General features: G+C 47.4%; 16 protein-coding genes and 2 pseudogenes. 2 read left to right on the top strand and 16 right to left on the bottom strand.

Annotated elements, in window-relative coordinates; all coding sequences use genetic code 11:
• Positions 1–2 precede the first annotated feature (2 nt).
• A pseudogene (locus tag Q354_RS29015) lies at positions 3–299 on the top strand (integrase core domain-containing protein).
• Here Q354_RS29015 and Q354_RS0115565 read toward each other — a convergent pair.
• From Q354_RS0115565 to Q354_RS0115500, 14 genes are all read right to left on the bottom strand, one after another.
• Entirely contained in the window at positions 274–762 is a 489-nt protein-coding gene (locus tag Q354_RS0115565; RefSeq protein ID WP_027858419.1) for a DEAD/DEAH box helicase, read from the bottom strand. The pseudogene Q354_RS29015 and the gene Q354_RS0115565 sit on opposite strands and share 26 nt — an antisense overlap.
• A gap of 9 nt (positions 763–771) precedes the next feature.
• On the bottom strand, positions 772–4,095 hold the full coding sequence (locus tag Q354_RS0115560; RefSeq protein ID WP_027858418.1) for an STY4851/ECs_5259 family protein: 3,324 nt from the start codon (positions 4,093–4,095) through the stop codon (positions 772–774).
• Positions 4,096–4,224: 129 nt separating this feature from the next.
• Positions 4,225–4,761, bottom strand: coding sequence for a HEPN domain-containing protein (locus Q354_RS0115555; RefSeq protein WP_027858417.1), 537 nt, complete (start codon positions 4,759–4,761; stop codon positions 4,225–4,227).
• A 30-nt stretch (positions 4,762–4,791) separates the two neighbouring features.
• Positions 4,792–6,348 carry a VWA domain-containing protein gene (locus Q354_RS0115550; RefSeq protein ID WP_211252269.1) on the bottom strand — a complete coding sequence of 519 codons (1,557 nt, stop codon included), beginning with the start codon at positions 6,346–6,348 and terminating at the stop codon, positions 4,792–4,794.
• The gene (locus tag Q354_RS0115545; protein WP_027858415.1) at positions 6,341–7,852 is read right to left on the bottom strand and encodes an AAA family ATPase; all 1,512 of its coding nucleotides are present in this window, start codon (positions 7,850–7,852) and stop codon (positions 6,341–6,343) included. The genes Q354_RS0115550 and Q354_RS0115545 overlap by 8 nt, the downstream gene beginning before the upstream one ends.
• A gap of 14 nt (positions 7,853–7,866) precedes the next feature.
• Positions 7,867–8,526, bottom strand: a complete 660-nt coding sequence (locus tag Q354_RS0115540; RefSeq protein ID WP_027858414.1) for a hypothetical protein — start codon at positions 8,524–8,526, stop codon at positions 7,867–7,869.
• Positions 8,527–8,531: 5 nt separating this feature from the next.
• Positions 8,532–9,611 carry a ComEC/Rec2 family competence protein gene (locus tag Q354_RS0115535; protein WP_027858413.1) on the bottom strand — a complete coding sequence of 360 codons (1,080 nt, stop codon included), beginning with the start codon at positions 9,609–9,611 and terminating at the stop codon, positions 8,532–8,534.
• Positions 9,612–9,759: 148 nt separating this feature from the next.
• Entirely contained in the window at positions 9,760–10,836 is a 1,077-nt protein-coding gene (locus Q354_RS0115530; RefSeq protein ID WP_027858412.1) for a PDDEXK family nuclease, read from the bottom strand.
• A 221-nt stretch (positions 10,837–11,057) separates the two neighbouring features.
• A complete protein-coding gene (locus tag Q354_RS0115525) occupies positions 11,058–12,524 on the bottom strand; it encodes an RNA-binding domain-containing protein (protein WP_027858411.1) in 1,467 nt (488 codons plus the stop codon).
• Positions 12,525–12,584: 60 nt separating this feature from the next.
• Positions 12,585–13,784, bottom strand: coding sequence for a restriction endonuclease subunit S (locus Q354_RS27515; protein ID WP_051560195.1), 1,200 nt, complete (start codon positions 13,782–13,784; stop codon positions 12,585–12,587).
• Positions 13,784–15,325 (bottom strand): type I restriction-modification system subunit M, encoded by a 1,542-nt coding sequence (locus tag Q354_RS0115515; RefSeq protein ID WP_027858410.1) that lies wholly within the window; start codon positions 15,323–15,325, stop codon positions 13,784–13,786. The genes Q354_RS27515 and Q354_RS0115515 overlap by 1 nt, the downstream gene beginning before the upstream one ends.
• A gap of 32 nt (positions 15,326–15,357) precedes the next feature.
• Positions 15,358–18,804 (bottom strand): DEAD/DEAH box helicase family protein, encoded by a 3,447-nt coding sequence (locus tag Q354_RS0115510; RefSeq protein WP_027858409.1) that lies wholly within the window; start codon positions 18,802–18,804, stop codon positions 15,358–15,360.
• Between the two features lie 64 nt (positions 18,805–18,868).
• A complete protein-coding gene (locus tag Q354_RS0115505) occupies positions 18,869–20,371 on the bottom strand; it encodes a sigma-54 interaction domain-containing protein (RefSeq protein ID WP_036230169.1) in 1,503 nt (500 codons plus the stop codon).
• A gap of 138 nt (positions 20,372–20,509) precedes the next feature.
• Entirely contained in the window at positions 20,510–20,698 is a 189-nt protein-coding gene (locus Q354_RS0115500; protein WP_027858407.1) for an AlpA family transcriptional regulator, read from the bottom strand.
• A 461-nt stretch (positions 20,699–21,159) separates the two neighbouring features.
• Between Q354_RS0115500 and radC the strand changes: the two genes are divergently transcribed.
• Positions 21,160–21,636 (top strand): RadC family protein, encoded by a 477-nt coding sequence (gene radC, locus Q354_RS0115490; protein WP_027858406.1) that lies wholly within the window; start codon positions 21,160–21,162, stop codon positions 21,634–21,636.
• A 22-nt stretch (positions 21,637–21,658) separates the two neighbouring features.
• Here radC and Q354_RS29010 read toward each other — a convergent pair.
• A pseudogene (locus Q354_RS29010) lies at positions 21,659–22,018 on the bottom strand (YagK/YfjJ domain-containing protein); the annotation flags it as partial.
• 50 nt (positions 22,019–22,068) lie between these two features.
• The coding region (locus Q354_RS0115485; protein ID WP_027858405.1) for an integrase core domain-containing protein at positions 22,069–22,356 on the bottom strand (288 nt) is incomplete at its 5' end.

The raw sequence follows: 22,356 nt of genomic DNA, 5'->3' as shown, positions 1-22,356 counted from the left end.
TGATGACCGATAACGGGCCTGCGTACCGCTCTGGGCTGTTTAATCGCATCCTGACGGCGAAAGGCATTAAGCATGTCTACACCCGCCCTTATACACCTCGAACCAATGGCAAGGCAGAACGCTTTATTCAGACAATGTTGCGAGAGTGGGCATAGGCCGTGCCCTATGCCAACTCCGTGACACGTCACTGGGCATTAGCAAATTGGGTCAATCACTATAACCGGGAGCGCCGTCATGGCAGTATTGGAAACTTACCGCCGGTATCTCGAATACCTAAACTTTGTGAACAACGTGCTTAGCATCCACACCTACCAAGGCATTGTCGGTATGCTCATACTCACTAATCAGATCCTGCAGGATTGGGATCATAAAACACTCAGTCTTACCTGAACCCGTTCCTGTTGTAATGATCGCTGACTTTGGACGTTCAGAAAGAAGTGTGTTCCAGCTTTGTATCTGGTGTTTGTAAGGGCGAATATCAGCCTTGAAGCTGTAATTTTGAGCTGTAGTCAAAGCCTTTATCGTAGACTCGGACAGTAGCCGACCCTGTAGGTCCAAAAAGGTCTGATCTCCAGCCTCCCAACCAAATGTATGCTCGAATACAGGGGGCGCAAGAAAACATCCCTCCTCTCCTAAACAGTCATGCATCTGCTCTGTAAGATGAGCCCTGAGTCCTTGATCATTGATGCCTAAAATTGACAGTGTCGCCTCTCGGGTACGACTCAGTGACTGATTAACCAAATCCTTAAAATAGCCGCTCATTAGTGACTCCTAGTCTTTATTGGCTAAATTAGATAATGCCGCAGAATAGACTGGCTGATACCAACCATCCCTATCGAACTCAGACAAAACCCTTATGCCAAATATCAAAGCTTCATGATCAGCAGTTAACTCTTCAAAGCTTGCTGCCCCTGCAGATACTGCCGCTGCAAATATTGGAATAAAACACACTGATCGCATGTAACCCGGCATAGTTAAGTCAGCTAGCCATGAAAAATCTTTCTGATGTCTTATCCAATCGGTCAATTCCTCACTCAGATTTGTTGGCCAGTTCGCATCTTCCTGCCTCCCACGAAGCTGCTGCAACCATTGAGAAAAAACAGCCTGTAAAGGCGGACCTGGCAAATTCAGCTCTTTCCTCACAGCCTCTGCGATCTGCTTTGCAAAGCTTACAAATAGAGGGACTTGATTCGACAAAGATTCCATTTTCTCAAGGGCTTGCCGCTGCACCAGTTCAGCAGGTACAGAAAACTGTGCTGAAACTCCGTCCACATAGACTTTCACAGCATTTACCCACTGCGATACATGAATCTTTTCCCAGACAACCGCAAGCTCCTGAACCAAGCGAGTGACGAATCCACTATCCATCTCCAGCCTGAACACAGCCAACGCCATCGCTTGTGGATGATGCGCGAGGTGCTTCCACGCCTCCAATGAGGAAAGAGGCATGTGGCCATAGTTTTTTTTGAGTTCCGCCAGGTATAGCCAGCTACTGTGCATGAAATCTTCAGACATCTTATCCAGAACAGCATCAAAGGGATCTGGACTAGCATGGGGGTGGAAGTAACGGGCTGCGCTATGCAACGTCTTAACGTTGGCTTGGTCATACTCACCGAGAGATTCACAGGAAGAAATATAAAGCGAAGGTCGAAAAAAGACTGATGAGTCAGAACCAGGGTACAACAACCAAGGTCCGTTCGTTCTCATAAACTCTGGCAACTCAAAAACACCGGTACAGATACCCGGTACTATCGACTGTGGATACAAATCAACGGGCGTAGTCTCAGGCGCATGAACTTGCATTGCCTTAACCTTCGCTTTTTGCGCATCCATACCTAAAGGCTGATTAGAGTGATTCAGGAACTCAAAGTGGCTCCGCATCTCGTTGGTAAATCTTACAAAAGCATCATATCGACGGATATAAAACTGCTTCAGTAAACGTGTCGTTTCTATCCGCACGCGTATTTCGGCATCCTGTTCTAATCGAACGCTTAAAAGAGATTGAACATCCTCATAGAGAGAAAACAGACTAATCTGCGCGGACTGATTCTCTAAGTCATAGGTATAGCGGCGGGTCAGAGCACCTTCAGGCCGCAGAAAATCTAACGATACGTAAAAGCACTGCCGACTTTCTGGAGGCGGCGTTAGAACAAGCGTCATGCCTAAAATCTGTTCAAGATTTACTCCTGCCTCTTCAAATACACCACCCTCTGAATCCAAGAGTTGCGCACCTTCCTCTGGGTAAGGTAAGCGAATCAAAACGGCTTCTGACTCAGAATGCGGGTCTCGAACATTAAGCAAAACTCGTTCAGGCTTCGGGTGATTTACCTTAGGCTGAAAGTATACGGTGGTATTTATCCCTTCCTTTAGAATGTCTACATTCAAAGAGTCATTGGCGAGACTGATATCAAGATCATAAACCGTTTTGATAGCGATACGCGCCGAAGTTTGCGACGTAGCAGGCATAGCAGCGATAGAAAAATCAGGAGGCAGAACACCTATTTTTCTTCGGGTAAGAACTTCTCCTTCGTCTCCGAGAATATCAACACGACACGCTCCAACGGTGGTTGGAGCATTGATCTGTCTAGTTGGTTTGTTGTTTACCAACAACGCATCAGGCTGTTTTTCCTCTCCGGAAGAATCCCTCAATACACAGCGCGGCCACCCTAACCAAGTAGTTACCGGTAAAGTATCGTACCCCGAAAGCGCGCCTCTTAATTCGATTTTCGTATTACCTGACGCACTTCCAGGCTCAATCACATACCGACTATTTCGGTCTTTAATCACCGTAAGGCTATCAATGCAATACCAAGAGCTGCCATTCACGTCTGTCGCTATAGGCGTAATAACAGAGCCATTCAGGTCAAGGGCTGGCGGTACGCGTACCAATACACCTGCACTGGAGGTTTTCACCGATGCAGTGCCTAGCAGACGAACATCATCTCCATCCTTGATGAAAGCCGCTGGCAGCTTGTGCCAGTCAACTTCGCTCGACTGAATCGTAACCGTATGTAACTTTTCACCCGCACACCAACATGTAAGAAGCAAAGGCTTTTCCGGGTATTTACGCCGATACTCCAATGCGGTTACTGGCATCTTGATATCCAGACCATCATCGTCCAAACGCCCATAAGCGGCACCTACCTTCAAAGCCGCCTCTTCGCCTTCATACAAGACCAGTTCAACTCTTGTCGAACTAACTTTTCGCCCATTTAGCTTCAGCTTTAAGCTCGGAGCTAAAGTCACTTGAGCCGAAAGATACCCTCGCTCCATCTCTCCATATAGACGATGCTCACAGGTAAAGTAGCTAGCGATCTCTCTTTCACGATTACGCTCCTCTAATCGAATGCCTGCATCTACCAACCACTCATTAACTAACGCGTATCCGTTCTTCTCTTCCAAGGGCAACGGAAACTCATCACGCCATTGTGGGTAATTGTTATTAAGATATTCAGCAGGATTTTTCTGCTTGTCGAGATCTTGAGATTCAGCCAAAGCCATTAAGGTCTCTACAACATTGGCAAGCAGTTCATACTTCTCTTCGGTCTGAAAAGTTTTCGGAAAGTAAATACCGTATTCCTTTATCAACTGCTTTATGTTGCGGCCTTCACTTTTGTACTGGAGGTAACGCCTTAGACCTGCTTTCACAGCTCGTCCAAAGCCATGACTCTCGTTCTGAATAAGTTTCCATGGAAGCCCCCCTTCGGCAAAGAGAGAGCCTAGATAATCTGCACCATGTTCTCGATAACGTACAGGTCTCGACCAGTACCCAAGACCCTCTTGAACAGCCTCCTTTCTTTCATTCTGAGATAACTCCACACCTAATGACTTTTCAAAGGCCTTCCAAGACCAGCTTGCGTCATAGTTTCGGCGAAACTTTTCAGCAACAAAAAGACAAAAGCAAGCACTCCAATATCTACTATATAATGCATTGCTTTTCTCCATAAAACTAACACGAATTAAATCACTTAGTGATCTAAATTCATCCTCAGTAATACAATACTTATAAATAGGTATCGCTTTCGGAGACAAAATCCCCCGTGTGAACAAAAACTCACTTAACCAAGCCTTAGCCCTACTTTTTATTATAGCCATATAATCCCTTAGACAAGACTTCAATCACGTGCTATGTACGAGATAGTAATTTGTTCAACTTTAATATCACATTAAAAACACTCACAGACCACCATGAGAGCTCTCAAAAAATCAAAAAAATACTTTTAACTACGTTCCATTATCCAAAGAAACATCAGTAACCTCTACCAGCTGTTTAAAAAAGTTAACACACTTCCTCATTTCATCCCGACCAACTAAATGACTGGACTGCTTATCCGTTATAGAGCGATGAACTGCATCCCCTCTCTTTTTAATCCAATCGTTAAGCCTTCCGCGCACATCGTCACATTCCAGGTCCCCCCAAGCCCACTTCTGAGTTACATCAACACCTACAAAATCCTGAAATATATGCTTGGTTTTCTGAGAGTTTGGGTTATGGAAAAACTTCAAATCTTTCTCTAGGTTTTTACGCATATATTCAGCAATCTGGCTACCATCTAGCGCTCGTAAACGGGAGTCCACCTCTTCTGTCACACGGTCTTCAACATAGGTTTCCCACGCGGTCAGGGTCATAATTAGCGCAGCCCGCTTAAGCTCCTCTGGTTCACGGCCACCAACTCTCTCCTTATTTAAGAGGTCATACGCTTCTAAGATACGTTCAGAATCCAAAATCGAGATTTTGAAGTTTTCGTACGCTACAGACATATTAAAAAGATCCTTTTCAGTTAGCTCCCGTTAGGGAGCTAATTCCAGCCAATCAGTAAAAATATATAGGGGATCACATAGCGTCTCCATCGCCCAGCTATTGCTGCCAATGAGAATTCCATGCATTCCAAGAGCATAGTCTTGCTTGCGACTCTTAACGTTAGATATGAGACTGTCGGGGCAACCAAACTCACCATCGGTTACAAGCAATATATCCGCACGCTCCCACTCTGTTTGTTTGCATTTTTCAAGAGCCATCTGCAATGGGCCTTCTACATCAGTCCCGCCACCGAATGACATTGAAAGAAAGCTTATCAAGCGTTCGAGTCCTTGCTCGTTCGGGCTGAGCTCCAGCTCTTTGACTTCATTTCGGCTACCAAACAGATAGACATAGCAGTCTCGCTTTTCTTGGGCAGAGACACTTAAGCACTCAAGCACGAGAGCTTTCGCAATATTCTCTGGTGTGCCGCGCATAGAACCGGAGGTATCCAGACAGATAATCATCGGCCCGCGCTCTTCATTACGCTTCTTTCCTGCTCGCTGTACTTCCGATAACTCTTCTCGTTCTTCCTCAAAGGTTTCGAGTTCAGTACCTTCCACCGCATAACTCAAAAGCGCATGTTCAGCTCTTCTCGCATGCCATAGTCCCTTTAAGACTGGATGCCCCAAGTACGCAGCTTCCTGGGGCAGCATCCGACTTATGGAATCTGAACGGGTGACACCACGTGTTTCCATGGGGATAAGGGGGCTTTTTACCTCTCGGTCCCGTATTTGGCTTACACGTATTGACTGCAGGATTGATTCGACGATGAGGGCTCCCTCGGCACTTTTCATTCTCCCAATCGTACGAATAACATCTTGCAGCTGAGGTAGTGTTTTGAGGACTTCTCTTAGCTTCACCAGATTGAGCCAGCCATGACTTTGGAAAAGCCCCTTTGACAAATCAAAGCCCAGGCTCGTCACCAACTGCAGGTCACGAAAGACGGCTTCCAGCTCACACCAAATGCTTAAGCGCTCCTGCCAAATATAAGGGATGGTAAATCCATCAGCAGGCAAGGCACAGATCCAGCCGTTTACTTCGGCTAGAGCATCCAACTCCGCGAGCTTCTCGGCGGATATTTTGAAGTTTGGTTGCTTACGACGTTTACGCTTCCGGGAAGACAGCTCTTCCTTCAGACGATTGAGTTCTGCTTTTTGGTACTCCAGTGCAAGCGCTGCCTTCGTCTTGAGAAATGATGGCTGATACCCTTCTATCGCCAAAAGAACATCAGCCAGCAAGGCATCAACAACTACTTCGTTATCTCGACAAAACCTTGGTAGGTCTAGCTGGTGTAACGTTTTATTCAGCTGCTGCTGAATAGGCATTGCAGGCCAAGTTAATGACTCAGCAGGTAAATCCCCTTGCAATAACGCTTCTCTAAGCTGAAGAACACCTTCGATACGATTCTGAAGCTCTCCGTGAGAGTGGGTGATTACTGCTGAGATAAGGGAATTAGGCACTAGATCTAAACGAGCATAAGGATCATCCAGCTGAGACAGACGCAATAGATCCTTGGTATTTTGGTCTCTTGGGAGCCCTCTATTCACAAAGCTCTCCTACGATCGCCTCTGTGCGGCCCAAATCTTTAAACGACACAGGCTCTTCATCTTCAGAAGGTAGCTCCCTAAAGCCTTTGATTAGCTTATTTATACGGGAAGCCAATCCCTCGGTTTGTCTAATCGCACTATCAAGGCTTTGCGATAGCTCCGGTAGGATGGACTCATCTGCCCAAAGATGATCTACAAGAATACCTTGAGCTTCTGCTCTTTTTTTTCTTAGCTGGCTAAGAAAGTCAGCAACCCTTCCTTCCAGCTCAGACAACTGGCTTATCCTTCCCTGAATATGTGCGGGAGAGTGCAGTATTCTCTCCATCACGGGTTTATTCGCGATAGACTTCATAAACGGTTTGTTATTCCAAGCGTCGGTTGTTTGCTTACCTTGCCTGTTCAAATAAAGTTCGTTTCCATGTTTATCCACTGCTTGTCGTTCTACAGTCGCCTCAGTGACTTCCTCTTCTGAAAGCAAGTCAATAAATAATGGCTCTCCTTCATCATTAGTTCTTTGCTTCTCAAGGTTACTATCCTTTGCGAACACCCCTTCCCAGCTAGTAACTATTTGAGTTAGCTTGTGCGGCTGAAAATCACCATCTATCGCAATATTGGTCTTATAGAGTTTAATCAGCCCTTCCAGCTGATCTGGCGTTCCCCACAAGCAGTGCGGTAGAAGCCAGGCGTCATACACAGATACTTCTGTCTGATTATTGGTAAATGCAGACACCTGCAGCAGCTTGATGATCTTGCGCCAGCGGCGGTCTGAGACATAAATACTCTCTTGGATAAGATATTTCCGGAACACCTCACACAATGCCAACACACTGGAGGACAGCTTCACTTTTGCAGAAAGAGTCTGAACTTCACTGAGATCATCCACTCTCAAACGAGATGCTAAATCAGGATCACATCCATCATTTTCCAAGCAGAGCAGTGATCTAAATGCATTGTCAGAAACCGGTTCCACAAAGCTACGCAACATGAAGCGATCATAGAGAGCAGTTAGCTCCTCCCCTTCGGGCAGTTCATTACTAGCAGCAATAACGGAGATCAACGGCACCTCGTGCCGTCGATTTCCGTTATCAAATTGGCGTTCATTCAAAAGCGTCAAAAGGCTGTTGAGGATGGCGCTGTTGGCTTTAAAGATTTCATCAATAAACGCCACCGATGCTTCGGGAAGATAACCACTGGTAAGACGGTTATAGCGGTCCTCCTCTAACGCTCGTATTGATAGCGGGCCAAACAACTCTTCAGGTACCGAAAAGCGTGTCAGCAACCGCTCAAAATAATTCGCTTCAACAAAGATGTTTTTCAGGCGTTTGGCCAGCTCACTTTTGGCAGTTCCGGGAGGTCCAAGAAGCAACACATGCTCACCTGCCAGAGCCGCCAACAAAATCAGTTTGGTTTGAGTTTCTCGCTCCAACAGACCTTGCTGCATCTCCAACAACAGCTGCTGCAATTTAGACTTCCGATCCGGAGTAGTTACGAGCGTGTTTTCCATGGTTTATACCCTCCTTAGCATGAGCTCGAAGAAACAACTTCTACATTCAAACGTTCAGCCATTGCCGTAGTGACAATCCGCTTCCCGCAGTTGTGGGCAGCAAGACCAAACAACACAACCTCAACCCAAACAATGGTGACAAAAGCACCGTTTATCTGAGTAAGATCGATCGCTAGCCCTCCTCCCCAATGGTACAAACCCGACAGCACCAAGCTCGTGATTAACATTGAAGCCATCGCGTCACGGTATAGAAGAAACGATTTGTGCACAGCCTTTACAACATCTGTGTCACGTACTGGCAGGTACACCCTGTGATACCAGAATGCATTTTGCTCTGCGCCCTGTACAAGCGCTTCATCCAGCTCAGGAAACACATCCAGGAACTTGGTTTTAGAGATTCGTGCATCACGATTAAGGAGCGTCAAAAAGCGATGTGCAGGAAGAGAATGCTTCAACCGCAAATACACCAGACTATGCTTCCATTCCGCAGGCAAAAGATAAGCAAACCAAACACACACGATGGAGAGCACCGCAGCGCCCGCCAGATCGGTCAACAAGTTGTTGAAGTTCAGTAACGACTCAACACCGTTTGACAACGCGTACGCGATAAACAACGCAGCCATAATGAGGCCCCCTAGCTGAGGCGCGTTTTGGGATTTAAGAGTTTTCAACATTGTGCTTACTCCTCTTCCCAAGTGTAGTGATAGGGTTCCGGATCCACTGGGCTCCAACCACTTCGCTGAGGCGCTTCAAAGCTACTACGAATCCCGTTTCCTCGTGTTACGAGCACGCGTGCACCGCGATGAGTAAAGGCATTCAGCACAGCTTTACGTGGATGCTTAGGCTCACCCTGCTTAGCCGTAGACGCAACCGCAAGCAACTCCCGATCTTCACCTTCACTTAGTGGCTCTCCAAGCAAACGGTTGAGCACCGTTGGGCCTACATTGCGACGACTGCCATGATGAGGAATTTGCACAATACGGAGGGGGGCAGAATTCACACATTGTTCGAATTGATCTGCCGCATGGCTCAGCGCTTCAATACCCGCATCACCGGTAAAGATCATACGCTTACCATCAACGATCAACTGAGTAATAACACTGGAATTGTTTTTGGGTGAGGTGACACCGTCGTCGTAGATCTTGTCTTCTCCCCAGAAGGCAAAGATCTGCTTGAGCTGGCTGGCGACCTTGTCCAAAAAACTCGCTTCAACCTGCTCCTTAGCGGCGGGCATGCCATCAAACTGCGGGATCAGCTCTTCGTAATAGGATTCGGAAGGCCCTAAAATGCGAATTTGACCAGAGGTATGAGACAGTCCGGTGAACGGTTCATACACGGGAATGCTTTTCTCTTCTGCCAAACAGAATAGAAACCAGGCTTTTTCAAGGCTCTCTTTCAGGCGCTCACCGATACTGTTATCAGTAATACGTCCGTCCGTAAACTTATCTGCCAAGCCCTGATTGTGCGTCCAGGGGAGATGCATCCATAACTCGTTTACCGTAAGTTCCATCAAAACGGTTTCCAATCCATTGATATGGTCCTGATCAGGGTGTGTGCTGATAACCAGGTCTACCCGATCTGTCCCAAAGTGCTGCTTGATGTGCGAAACCATCTCAGCACCAACATCCTTAAAACCACCGTCGATCACGACAACGGTTTGCTCATCTCGGCCACCGTAAAGGTTGCCAAAGCGGATAGCAATCGCGTCACCGCTTTTTGATTCTTTTCCTACACCAATAAAATCAACTTCGTAGCCCATCTGGATCTCCAACAGAGTGAATAACACTTCTGTTAGTGCAGGGTCTGTACCAATTCTATAAATCTATTATTTTTCAAATAGTTACAAACTCACCCAAAGACAGAAACACCCACAAGCAGAACAAAAACTTATATTAAAGTAAATTTTTTTACTGACTCAGAGAAGTTTTCCAAACCTCTTTCAACCGCTCAACGGTATAGTCCCACTTAGATGTTTTCGGCTGAGCAACAGAGTGCTGGTTTCCGAACAAACCAACTTCGTTCATAGCTTCGCTCTCACCCACCGCATGAAGCCACTCAACCGGCACAAAGTATTCTGCGTTATCCTCTCCATGTTCCGCCTCAGTACCATAGCTACCCACAAGTTGCATGTCGTCCTGAATAAACTCATCTGCGACCAACGCTGTACCAGCCACTTTGGCAACGCCTACATAACCTGTCTTTGGAATGTTCACCCAAACACGATCACCAGGTGCAAGCTTGAAAAGAGTTTTGCTGTACCAGCGCCCACCACCCGCAGAGATAAACCCGTAGCGCTGAGCGTCCTGCCAGCTGCGGCTGTCATGAGCGACACCAAAAGAAGCATAGTACTCACCGTTCCACTCCCCTTTACTACTATCACTGACGGCTTTATCTTCGGTTTCAACCGGATCGATCATCCATGCACGACTGAGGTACTGACTTTCGCCATCCTGGAATACAGTAAAGAACACGGCATTAACCGCGATACCAGCCTTACTGTTGAGATAATTGATAATCCGTTCGGTACTTGCATCAAGCTCAGCAGCAACAATCACCATTTGGTGTGAACTGTTAACCTCATCTTCAGATGGTTTCACACCAAACTTAGCCTTAAACGCATCATCAAAATTGGTGACTTCCAAGCCATAGCTGATGGCGAATTTGTGGTAGATCTGACTGGTTCGCTCGGTAGGCAGCGCTTCCACCCAGGATGCGTAATCGATGGTTTGCGCCACCACATCCCGAGGGGTTTTATGTTTCTTCAGTTCGATGACGATTACCGAGCCAAAGGCATCAATCGCTAACAGGTCGATGTATTTTCCGAAATCAGTATAGACCTGGCGACCAATCAGCAGCCAGTTACTGTTTAGAATGGATATATCCTGAAAGATCTGTTCTTCCAACAGCTCTTCAGTATCCAGTTTGACAGGAGCAAGCGCTTTGGGGCGCTCACCGATTTTCCACATTCCGTGTTGGACAGCCATACATATCCTTTTCTAACCCAAATCACCTTACTCTATCTAAGGCACACATTGAAATCCCCTGATTGCCAGTAGAACAGCACTATAGCAATAGAGCATCAAATGACGAGAAACTCCAATAAAGCAAAAATCACCTTAAATAACAAAAGGTTGCAAAACCTCTACATCAAAAACATCAGATACCATTCTATCCTATCAAATGACCATCAAATGAACTCATCTCTTCACGCCCAGTAAGGCACATATTTCCATGCACGCCGGTTGGCCTTTGGATCATAGAGGCGGATTAGCCCCTCGTCGACGGCAAGCTTTATGATTCTGCTAGCAGTGGCGCTGTTCGCGGAGTCTATGTTGAAACGCGTTCTAAGGGAGCTATTGTTCATAGCTTCATGGTTTACGTAGCGTAAACAGCAATGTAGATAACAGGCCCTGATCTTCTCCTCAGTATCCATTTCCTTGTAGTCCTTATGCGCGAATAGAGACACCTTAGTGTGCTGTTCCGTTTGTTCGAAAATAGGTGCAGGTAGCTGATAAAGCTCAGTCTGGGAAACAACTTTATCAATTCCGGTTCCACGTTCCTCACAAATATTGATACGTCGCATAAAGGACGCCAACGCTTCGTTGCGGCTTTGTGGCGGAGAGTCTAAAAACCGTTGCGTATCAACCAACGGTAAACCTGGGTTGGTTATCTCCATGCGGCTATCAAAGAGCTCAATCATGGGTCCTGTACCCGTTAACGAGAAATCCTGATGGATAATTGCATTCGCAACCAGCTCGCGTATCGCCAACTCAGGATACATCGGTACCTCCTTACGAAAAGCACGCCCAATCTCTTCGTTTGAAGGCAATAGGGTTTTGAGGTAATCAATTAATCCCTCATAACCCACTGCATAGCCCTTGGCCCCTTCCAGCTCTCTGATGGTCTGAATACGGCTATTGCCTCTGTACAAAATCAAGCGAACGGCCTTACGACCCAGATGTTTGAATTCCTGTAACTTTTTCGCAAACAGGATAGCGCCAAGGTTCGTAATATCCCACAAACCCGCGTCATTCCGCTGAATCAGGTCATCCGCTGCAAGGGCTTCCAGAATTCGTTCCCTGTTTTCCGGTAACGGTTGATTGGTTAGGTCGAAATAGGCGGGATAATCCAGCAGGCGTAAAACATCTTCAGCAGGCAGGCTTTCTTCTGCCATTTGACGTTCAAAAGGCGTTTTATCGAAAACACGCCATAGCCCTCGCTCTTTCTGAGGGAAGTCTCTTAGCTTTTTCTTATAGGAACCGACACGGATAAATTCGGTGCCATCAAACTGAACCGGTGTATGGCTTGCCGCCTGAACCTCAAGAATCACCACGTTAAGATCGTTTACTTCAAACTCGTAAAAGTAGAACTCAATCTTGGGTGTGATTTTTTGCAACAGCCAGCTTTCCAGCTCTTGTGACTTATGCTTGGTTTGCGAGGGTCTAAATTCGGTCCCCACAACCTCGTGCTCTCCGTCACTTACCCCCCAAACCAGATAGGCGGACTGCTTACCCTGTAGCGCGGCAGAGTTGGCCAATGCCGAGATATACTCGCCGATCAGTTCGGGCTTATCATTGTTACGCTTGAACTCAACCCATTCTGTCTCATTCGGGAGTTTACAGAGCTCGCGCAATAAGCTGATCAGCTGTTCGAAGCTTTTCTCAATCGGCATAGCAAGATCCTGTGAGCTTAAATCTGTCTGTCGTAGTAAAGCCGCCGGTGAATTTTTTCATTAGAGTTGGCCGGAGAAGGCTTGCTGGCTTAGCGAAGCAAAGAAATCATCTATATCGAACGCTTTCATCGAAGGTACTACCGAAGCCCTTACTTTATAAACAATTGATTGAAATTCCCTCTGCAATTCATAGTCAGGAAAAGGCAATTTAAGATCAAAGAAGTCATCCTTTCTAATATGAATCTGTGTACTTCCCACCCACACTTTTGCAAGCTCTCTTCTAAAGCCACGTTGATTTGTCAAAGCTACAAGATATTCAGGAGCGACAGCTTTTCTATCAACCTTAAACCCATATGCTCCATAAGCTAGCAAGTAATTTTTGTCTCCATAACATGACAAATCAGCCATTAGACCGATGCTCGGTCCTGTAGGTACTAAATCCCTTAAATTTACCGCTATATAATCACTACCTATGACTGCCTTGATATTTGATTCAGCAAATTCTTTTGACGTATGAGTTTTCTTTTTTGAATCAAACGCAATCCGACCGTTTTTTAAAACAGCTCCTTTATGAAAGACGGAAAACCCATCTTCTGTAAACTTATCAGGCTGAATTGTCACACCCGGTTTCCAGTCTGTTATTAAGCTCCTTAAAGAAACTAACTTCCACCCCTTCGGATTGGTAGCTGGATCACCAAACATATCCAAAAACACGCTGCGCAGGAATTGGTCGGCGAGGTCGATGGCTTGCTGGCGTTTGCGGCGCAGGGCATCAGCCTTGTCGAGGAGGGCGGCGATGCGCTGTTGCTCGGCCTGGGGAGGGAGGGGGATTTCAAACTCCTCGACCACCTTTTTAGACACTTCCTTGAAAGTTGCACCGTTGCCAAGCGCATCCAAACGCTGCGCACTGAACTTCATGCAGTGATACAGATATGAGCCATCAACTTGCTCGCCCGGCACCAAGCTCTTAAAGCCTTGGTTCGTGCACATATCACGGCCAGCTATCGCAACATTACCAATAGGTGCACGGGACGTTAGCAAGACAGAGCCTTTGGGTAGCATGTAGGTAGCACAACTCTCATAGCCTTTTTGAGAGATGTACTCAGGTGCATCTTCAAGAATAGGGTGATTGAGCTGCGATATATCCTTGGGCGTGATCCAAGGAACATCGTCACCCCAATATTCCTCAACATTGCGCTTTGGCGTAGCACCTCCGACAACAGTGCAACAGTCTTTCAGTTTGACCTGAGGAAAAGCCATTAAAGCATCCCCTCCAACTCAACCAAATCCCGCTGAATCTCCGCTTCCAGCGCTTTCAGTCGCGCCAGAATCTCCTTCGGCGGATCGTACTGCTCCGCTTCGTACTTCTGCTCCTTGTAACGGTTCAGCGAGAGGTCGTACTTGTTGTTGGCGATCTCGTCGCGGGCTACCCAAAACGCCTGCGCGGTACGGTCATTGGCGTCGGTCTCGGCTACGGCCTTATCACGCGCCTTAAACTGCTGGACCAGATCCGGCAGATCGTTTGCATCAACCTTCTGGCGCTTGTCGTCCAGCGAGTAACCATCGGCCAGCGCATCGTAAAACCAGACATGGTCGGTTACGCCACCTTTGGTAAAGATCAGGATGGCGGTGGAGACACCGGCGTAGGGTTTGAACACGCCACTAGGCAGGCTGATAACCGCTTCGAGCTGATTATCGTCTACCAGATGTTTGCGTAGCTGCTGATGCGCCTTACTGGAGCCGAACAGCACGCCGTCCGGTACGATGGTGGCGCTACGACCGCCCAGCTTGAGCATACGCATGATCAGGGCGACAAACAGCAACTCGGTCTTTTTAGTTTTAACTACCCGCAACAGTGCCGGGTCAACATCCTCTTCATCCAGGCTACCTTTGAACGGTGGATTAGCTAGGATCAGGTCAAATCCTTCATCCGCAGCCTCAGGGAAACGCTCGGAGAAACGCTGGCTCAGGGTGTCCTGATAGTGGATATCCGGCTCGGCTACTCCATGCATCACCAGATTCATTGCAGCAATACGCAACATAGTGGCGTCAAAATCAAAGCCGTGGAACATATCCGTGTCTACATGCTTACGGAGGTCATACAGCAGATCACCAGTGAAGATTTTATTCTCTACCTGTTCGCCCTTTTCATTGGTTACCATCTCTGTAACCACACCCTCGGGCGAGCTGTATTTCTCCAACAGGTATTCGTAGCAGACGGAGAGAAAACCTGCCGTACCACAGGCCGGATCAGCAATGCGATGATTCGCTTCTGGCTCCAACATTTCGACAATAGCGCGGATCACATGGCGCGGCGTACGAAACTGACCGTTGATACCTGCCGTGGTGAGTTTGGAGAGCAGGTATTCGTACAGATCACCCTTGGTATCGCTGTTCTCCAACGGCAGGTCGTTGACCATCGTCACCGCTTTTACCAGCAGGTTGGGTTTCTGAATCATCAGCTGGGCATCGCGCATAAACTCAGCGAACAGCGTGCCTTCACCCGCGAGGTCCTTAAAGTGCGGAAACACGTCATCCCTCATCAGCTCAAACATCTGCTCGGCAGGTAAGTGACGGAACGCTTCCCAACGCAGATGCTGCTCAGGTGGCGTGAAGCGGCGATTGAAGGTCTTACCGGTACGCTCCGCACGTTTTTCATCGCGACGCTCGTTCATATCCAGCATACGGGCGTACATCAGGAAAGTGATCTGTTCAATCACGGTCAGCGGATTGGTAATCCCCCCCGTCCAGAACTCTTCCCAAAGTTTATCGATCTTGCTTTTCAATTCGCCTGTGATCATTTGGTGTTCTCAATACTTCTTCTATTCTGCGATTAACGGTCAATGGTACGCGTGGTTGATTCCCGACGCTGCCCCAGCTCAACACCAAACTGTTTTACAAGGGCCACCAGCGCATCTGCCTGCTCTTCACGGTTGAAGATACCATCCAGGCCATCGTGGTGAACGGCAGTAAATGGGGGATCGTAAAGCTGGGCAACGTTGATTGTGCCGTATTTGCAGAGATGGTTTTTTAGCAGTGCAATAAAACGCTGTTGCTGAGCGTTCAAGTTGATGTGGTGCGATTGTACAAATTCGGTAAAGGCAGCCTCAACCGCTTTTGCATCCATTCCGATCAGGGTGCGCAACATCTGATCAAGGCTGGCACCAGACTCCGGAAAAAACTCCGTGAGCGTATCTAGGTCCAGGTTAGGATTCTGTACGTGCACCAGCGCATTCAACTGTTGCAGCTCGGCATCAGACACTTGCTCTCCGTTGCGGATCTTCTGCAAAACAGGATCAGTATCAAACAGTGGAGCCAAGGTCTGCTCTACTTCCTGACGGAATATCTGGTAATCCACGGTGACAATAGTCGTCGGACGCTCGGCGATATGATAACCACCTCGGTCCTCCTTTATATCGATCACCGGCAATGGTTCTGCTGGTGGCAGGGAACCCTTATCCCGTAGGTGGATAATGCCGCGCAGTGCCATGCGCTTCTGCTCTAACGCATCAAAGGTAAGGCTTTGCCAGAAAGCATCCTGCTGAATCTCTTTGATATCCTCTGCTTTAGCCCGTACCGGATTGAGATGCATAGAAAGCTGAGCGACCTTGGTCAACACCGCTAATTTAGCCACATCCATTTGCGAAGGCTTTTTCAGCAAGATCTGCTGAAGCTCGGTTATCTGCTGATCCCAACGAAGCGCTTCTGCTTCTCCCCGAATATCACGCCATTGCATCAGCGGTGTCATTTCTGCGCGCAATAAGTGCCGTGTATCCGGCGCAAACTGATCGAGCTCTTTCGCATCAGATAATCGTGCTTTAAGTTGCCAGTTATCACGCACGGCAATACAACGATCATCCAGTGCGTCAATATCCTCTTTAATCAGAGCTATGGTTTGCTTAAACAGCTCCATTTCCGCTCTTTTAAGGGCGGTTTCTGCCAACTCAATCCGCGTTTCAAATAGCTTTTCACAGAGTGATTTACCGGTGCGACCATCATCTTCTGGGGGATCCATCTCGAAGTAGTCGAAGTTGGCCCAATGGTCGAAGATCAGGAAGTGAGTTTTATGATTTCCTGTGCCATAGAGATGCTCGCACAGACGGGTGCCACGCCCCACCATCTGCCAAAACTTCACTTTGGATTTAACCGGTTTGGCGAATACCAGATTAACCACTTCCGGCACATCAATCCCTGTATCCAACATATCGACAGATACGGCGATGGTTATTTGATCCGCTGAGCCATCGGTTTTCTTAAAGTCATCAATCAGCTCTTCGGCGCGCTCGTATTTGGAGTGAATCACTCGACAGAAGTTGCCGCCATGCTGGGGATACATTTGGCCAAACAGTTCAGCTAATAGCTCAGCATGCTGAATACTACGCGCAAAGATAATACTCTTCCCTGGTAGCTGCCCATCCACATCGCGCAGCCCCCGCTCCATCAAGTTACGCAAGATGGCGCGGTTGGTATCTTTGTTAAATACCGCTTTATCCACGTCCGGTACATCGAAATCCATCTCGTTCGGATCGAAGCCTTGATCTTCTAACTCTGCGATTTGCTCATCAGACAGCGTGTGGCCTTTGATACCTTCACGCAAGAATTGTGTGGTGTGGGTTACAACCTTAAAAGGTACCAGGTTGCCCTCTTCAACAGCCTGTTCTAGCGGGTAGTTGGCTGTAGGCATTTTGTAGTCACAACCAAACAGCTTACAGGTAGATCGACTCACCATCTCAACCGGCGTTGCAGTCAAGCCCACCTGGCGAGCGTCAAAGTACTTAAACAGATCGCCAAAGACGTTGTAGACCGAACGATGAGATTCATCAGCAATGATCAGATCAAAGTAACCCACATCAAACTGCTCATAGATCCCCATCATTCCCGGATAGGTCGCAATATAAATACGTGCGTTGTGCTGATCTTCCTTTTTGCTTCGTCCCACTACGTAAAGCGGCTCTTTAACAAATTCGCTATAGGCGTTTTTTGCTTGCTTACGCAGCTCCTTACGGTCGCACAAGAAAAGTACGCGCTTAGCCCACCCTGCATCCAGCAGGCGTTTGGTCAATGCGATGGAAACTCGGGTTTTACCGGTACCCGTCGCCTGAACAATCAGCGCTTTACGATGACCATCGCTGAAGCGCTCACTGACGCGAGTGATCGACTCCATCTGGTAGAGACGACCGGCAATATTCGTATCGATAGGTGTACTGTTCACGTCTTTACGAAGCTGACGCTGGCCAATAAGGTACTGCAGACTGTCTTTGCTGTAATAGCCGTACAACTTGCGCGGCACGGTATCCAGCACATCGTCCCAGAGCCAGATATCATATCCGTTGGTGTAGAAGATCACTGGACGCTGCTGATGTTTTTTCTCCAGCGCGTCAGCATATAGCTTGGCCTGCTGGCGTCCCTTCTCCGGGTTTTCACGTGCACGCTTAGCTTCAACCACCGCTAACGGTTTGCCGTTATCATCCCAGAGAACATAATCGCAATATCCGATACCAGACTTTGTAGGCTGGCCGTCGACTTCGTGCTCTAGCGTGACTTGTTCGGTATCGCCACCATCCGCCGCGACATCCCACCCAGCCAAACGCAGTTCGCTATCGACTAAGCGACGACGAGTCTCTGCTTCGTTAAAGTTAAGCGTCTGGGTTGCTTTCTTGCTGCCCTCGCTAAACTTCTGAGCCTTGGCTTCATCAATCTGTGCTTTCAGCTTTGTAGCTTGCTGCTGCGCTTCGAGCTCAGACTGCTTGGCTTCCTCCAGCTCATTCAGTGCAGTTTTTAGCTGAGCAGATTGGCTGGCTAGTTGCTCCTGAAGCGCTTTGTTCTTCTTCTTGAACTCAGCTTTTGCACCTCCTGATGAATCAAGCTTCGGAGCCTGATAATCCGGACAGGTTTCGCGACTACCTTCTCCTTGCGCTACAAATAACCAGCACCCAAGGTAGTAAGCTTCCTCAACCAGCCACACTGCAGTCGATACAGAAACATCACCTTCATGGGCTGCTTTGTTCCCATGGATACGAACCGCGTGAAGCTTGTCGAGAATGACGCGAGGAACAACAGAGGTAAAACCGTTGTTGTTCAGTCGATCCATGAACGTGGAGTTCGGCTGAATAGGAAGCTTCAGATCCTTGTAAATCTCGCCCACCAGCTTCTCGACGAAGCAACGTAACTTAACAAGTGCGCTTTGTGGGTCTGAGCAGGCATAGGTTTCAGCATATGCCCCTAAATCTGCAAGTGCTGGCCAGTTGTTTCGGAGATGTTCAAAATTCATGGACTTCATGTCATGTAGCCTTTAGTTACTTCCTGTACTTCAGATATCGTGCCAATTTGGCGAGATGCACTTTCTATTGATCAGGTATTTCTAACTGTTTAATCCAGTTCGCTAGCGTCTGATGGTTACTGAGGCCAATCAGTCTAGCAGCTTTTCCTTTTTGCCCAGCTGTTATTTTTAGTGCTTGCTCAACTGCGTATCTCTTTGTTTTTTCTAACACTTCATTGATATCAATGCCACTGGCAACATCCAGCTCTAAGCCTTCTTGAGCTCCTTTTTTAGACCGCTGGATAAGCGCTCTCTCCAGATGCTCTACATCTAATATCTCTCCATCACTCCATATGGACGCTCGAACTAGCGTATTCCAAAGCTCTCGAATATTCCCTGGCCATCTTTGGGATTTGATAAATTCCATTCCTTCTTTGGAAAGTTTTTTACCAACATATCCCGGCTGACTTTTTGCTTCATCGTTCAGATTATCAATCAATACCGAAACAAGAGGCTCAATATCCTCTTTTCGCTCTCGCAATGGAGGCAAGCTAATCACTCCCACTGCCAACCGGTAAAACAGATCCTCACGAAACGAACCATCGTCGATCATCGTTAAGAGATTTCGGTGTGTCGCAGCAACAATGCGAACATCCACCTTTACTGGCTTACTACCACCTACAGGCATTATCTCCTGCTGCTGCAGTGCTCTAAGTAGCTTGGCCTGAGCGTCCAGGGGCAGCTCCCCAACTTCATCAAGAAACAACGTACCTCCGTTTGCCGCTTCAAAGTAACCTTGGCTATCGGCAACCGCCCCCGTAAAAGCGCCTTTTTTATGGCCAAACAGATGAGAATCTAAGAGGCTTTCAGGAATTGCCCCACAGTTCACAGCCACAAATGGCTTTTCAGCCCGCAACGAGCTCCTATGAATTGCGTTTGCCATCACCTCTTTACCAGAGCCAGTTTCACCATGAATGATGACCGGGATGTCCCGCTGAGCAATGCGTTGTCCCAAAGAGACACATTCGTTCATTGCATTAGAGCTTGCCTGGATATGGGAAAAGTCACTGTTGATGGAGGGCGCTGCTGAAGCAATTGAGCCAAGCCTAGCATCCTGATGCTGTTGATAAGCAACAGAGACATCAAAAGGAAGCTCAACCTTTGAAGCACCTTCCTGTCGTGAAGTTTGAGCTAACTGACAATCAAACACTCCTTTACCCAGCAATACCCAAATCGCGGTCATCGCTGGCGTCCCTGAGGTTAGATTCAGTGTTACTCTAAAGTCACCACTCATTAGAGCGCTCAGCTGGTTATGAGCAATCCCATAGATAGCCTCGTAATCAATAGGACTACTGAGCTCAACGGGCTTGAGAACTATTCTTGTATTTCGGGATTGTTTTCGAAGTACCTGCTTCAACCAAGATTCATACTGGTGGGCCCGCTCCTTCCAGTTCTGAACCAGGATATGCACTTCATCAAATGGAAACGGTGTTTCCATCAGGATCGACCCGATGGCACCGAGTTCTTGATTACTCTCGGCATCCAGATCATGCTTGCCAAGCCATGTGAGGAGCAACTGCTTCTTCATATCACCACAAATCCTTATGCAGATTTGTAAAATAAATTACCACACTGGTATCAGTCCAGCTATGCGATGTGTTGAAGGCTAGAACTCCCTCCCACCAGCTTTTTCTATAACTGGTGGGGACATAAGAGCTGGTACTACTTAACTCGCTAGATCACGCTTCTCGATCTTGTCGAGAATCCAGTCACTTATCTCGCTTTCCACCCATGCAACGGCCCTCTCCCCCAGAGAAACAGGCTTTGGAAAGGTTCCTTCCGAAATGTATTTGTAGATGGTAGATCGTGCCAGTCCTGTGGAATTCATTACTTCGTTCAGTTTGATCAGCCTCATGACTCGTTCCTCTTGAATTAGGTCATGAGATAAGTGGCTTGAGTAAAAAATTACTCGGAGCCCAAAGCGGATTCAGAAAAATTTCAGATAGATATTACCTATCTGGATCAATCCAAATAGTCGGTAGATAGCCGACGTTTATACATTTCAAAAAGCAAGAAAGGAGAGACCTATGCCATTCGCTTTCGTTGCTGGTTTTATCACCGGCGTTAGCATCTATTGCATTCTAAAGGAGGATAACGATGTTCGCTATTTTGACCGCTAAGCCGGTTGCAGAGCTCTTTGTCATCGGTGTTGTTGCCGGTTACAACTGGGCAGCATCCAATGACCTTTAACCCCCGCTACTAACGCATATAGAAAAACGGGAGGGCCAATAGGCCCTCCCGTTTTTTACATTGAGCTTTTCAAAACTATGTCACTCATGTGCATAAACCACCAGCAACAAGACAGGAGATGCAACTATGCACAGCACAGAAGATAGCACTTACTCTTTTAACGGCCCTTTAACGAAGCACCAAATCCTGGAAAGAGCGTCTGAGATCCTTGCTCAGCAACTGATAGAATCAGACGTCTATAGCGTCCCAGAAGAAGCAATAGCCTTCTTAGAGTTCAAGTTGAGTCATTACGAGCGCGAGGTTTTCGGGGTAATGCTATTGGACAATCGACACAGGCTTCTGGAATTCAAAGAACTATTTTTTGGTACGATTGATTCCGCAAGCATTTATCCGAGAGAAGTAGTCAAAGCTGTTTTGGCAGACAATGCCGCCGCTGTCATCTTCGCCCACAACCACCCCTCGGGTATCGCGGAGCCATCCCGCGCTGATATATCAATCACTCAACGACTTGTTGATGCATTGGCCTTGATTGATGTTCGCGTTTTGGACCACATCATCGTGGGACACCACAGCGTTTCTTTTGCTGAACGAGGCCTGTTATGAGAAAGACAAGTAAGCAGTCGACCTAACGTCGGCTGCAACCAAACCAACGATTCCCGTCATCATAGTACTTGGTTTCTTTTTTAGCTAAGTAGCTCGCTCGGTAGATCAGAGACTTGTACACTTCATTGAAGCGAACAGGATCATTAACATTCAAGAGATAACAAGGATACGCAGGAAAGTGCACTAGACCACCAAACAACTTGAGCTCTTCCTCGGTTTTCATACCCAAAGCACTCATCCAAGCCTTACGGATCCGAGAAGCTAAGTTAACCTTAGAAGAGCGGTAATTCCCCAATGTGTGGTAAGTATCTTTATTCAGCAGAATCAGAACATGGTAATGGTCCTTATGCTGTTTATTTTTTTCTCTTGCCCATACATACCTGAGAGTGCATGGGTAATCCTCCCATTTTTAGCTGATGCCAAAAGTAGAGGTTAAGCTGCCTTCAGTGGTGGTTTACCGCCGTTGGCTTTGTGTGGTCGTTCATGATTGTAAAACCATAACCATCGCGTTGCATAATCCTGGACATCGTCCAGCCTCTCGAACAGATGCTTACTGACCCAGCTATATCGTGCGGTGCGGTTAAATCGCTCGATATAAGCGTTCTGTTGAGGCTGACCCGGCTGGATATACTCAATTCTAATCGCGCGCTTACGTGCCCATCCAATGAATTCATGGCTGATGAACTCTGGGCCGTTGTCACATCGAATGATTGTGGGCTT

This window comes from Marinobacterium jannaschii DSM 6295, from assembly GCF_000620085.1.
Taxonomy (GTDB): Bacteria; Pseudomonadota; Gammaproteobacteria; order Pseudomonadales; family Balneatricaceae; genus Pontibacterium; species Pontibacterium jannaschii.
The sequence above is the reverse complement of the archived record's forward strand: the minus strand, read 5'-3'. Positions and strand labels throughout refer to the sequence as shown.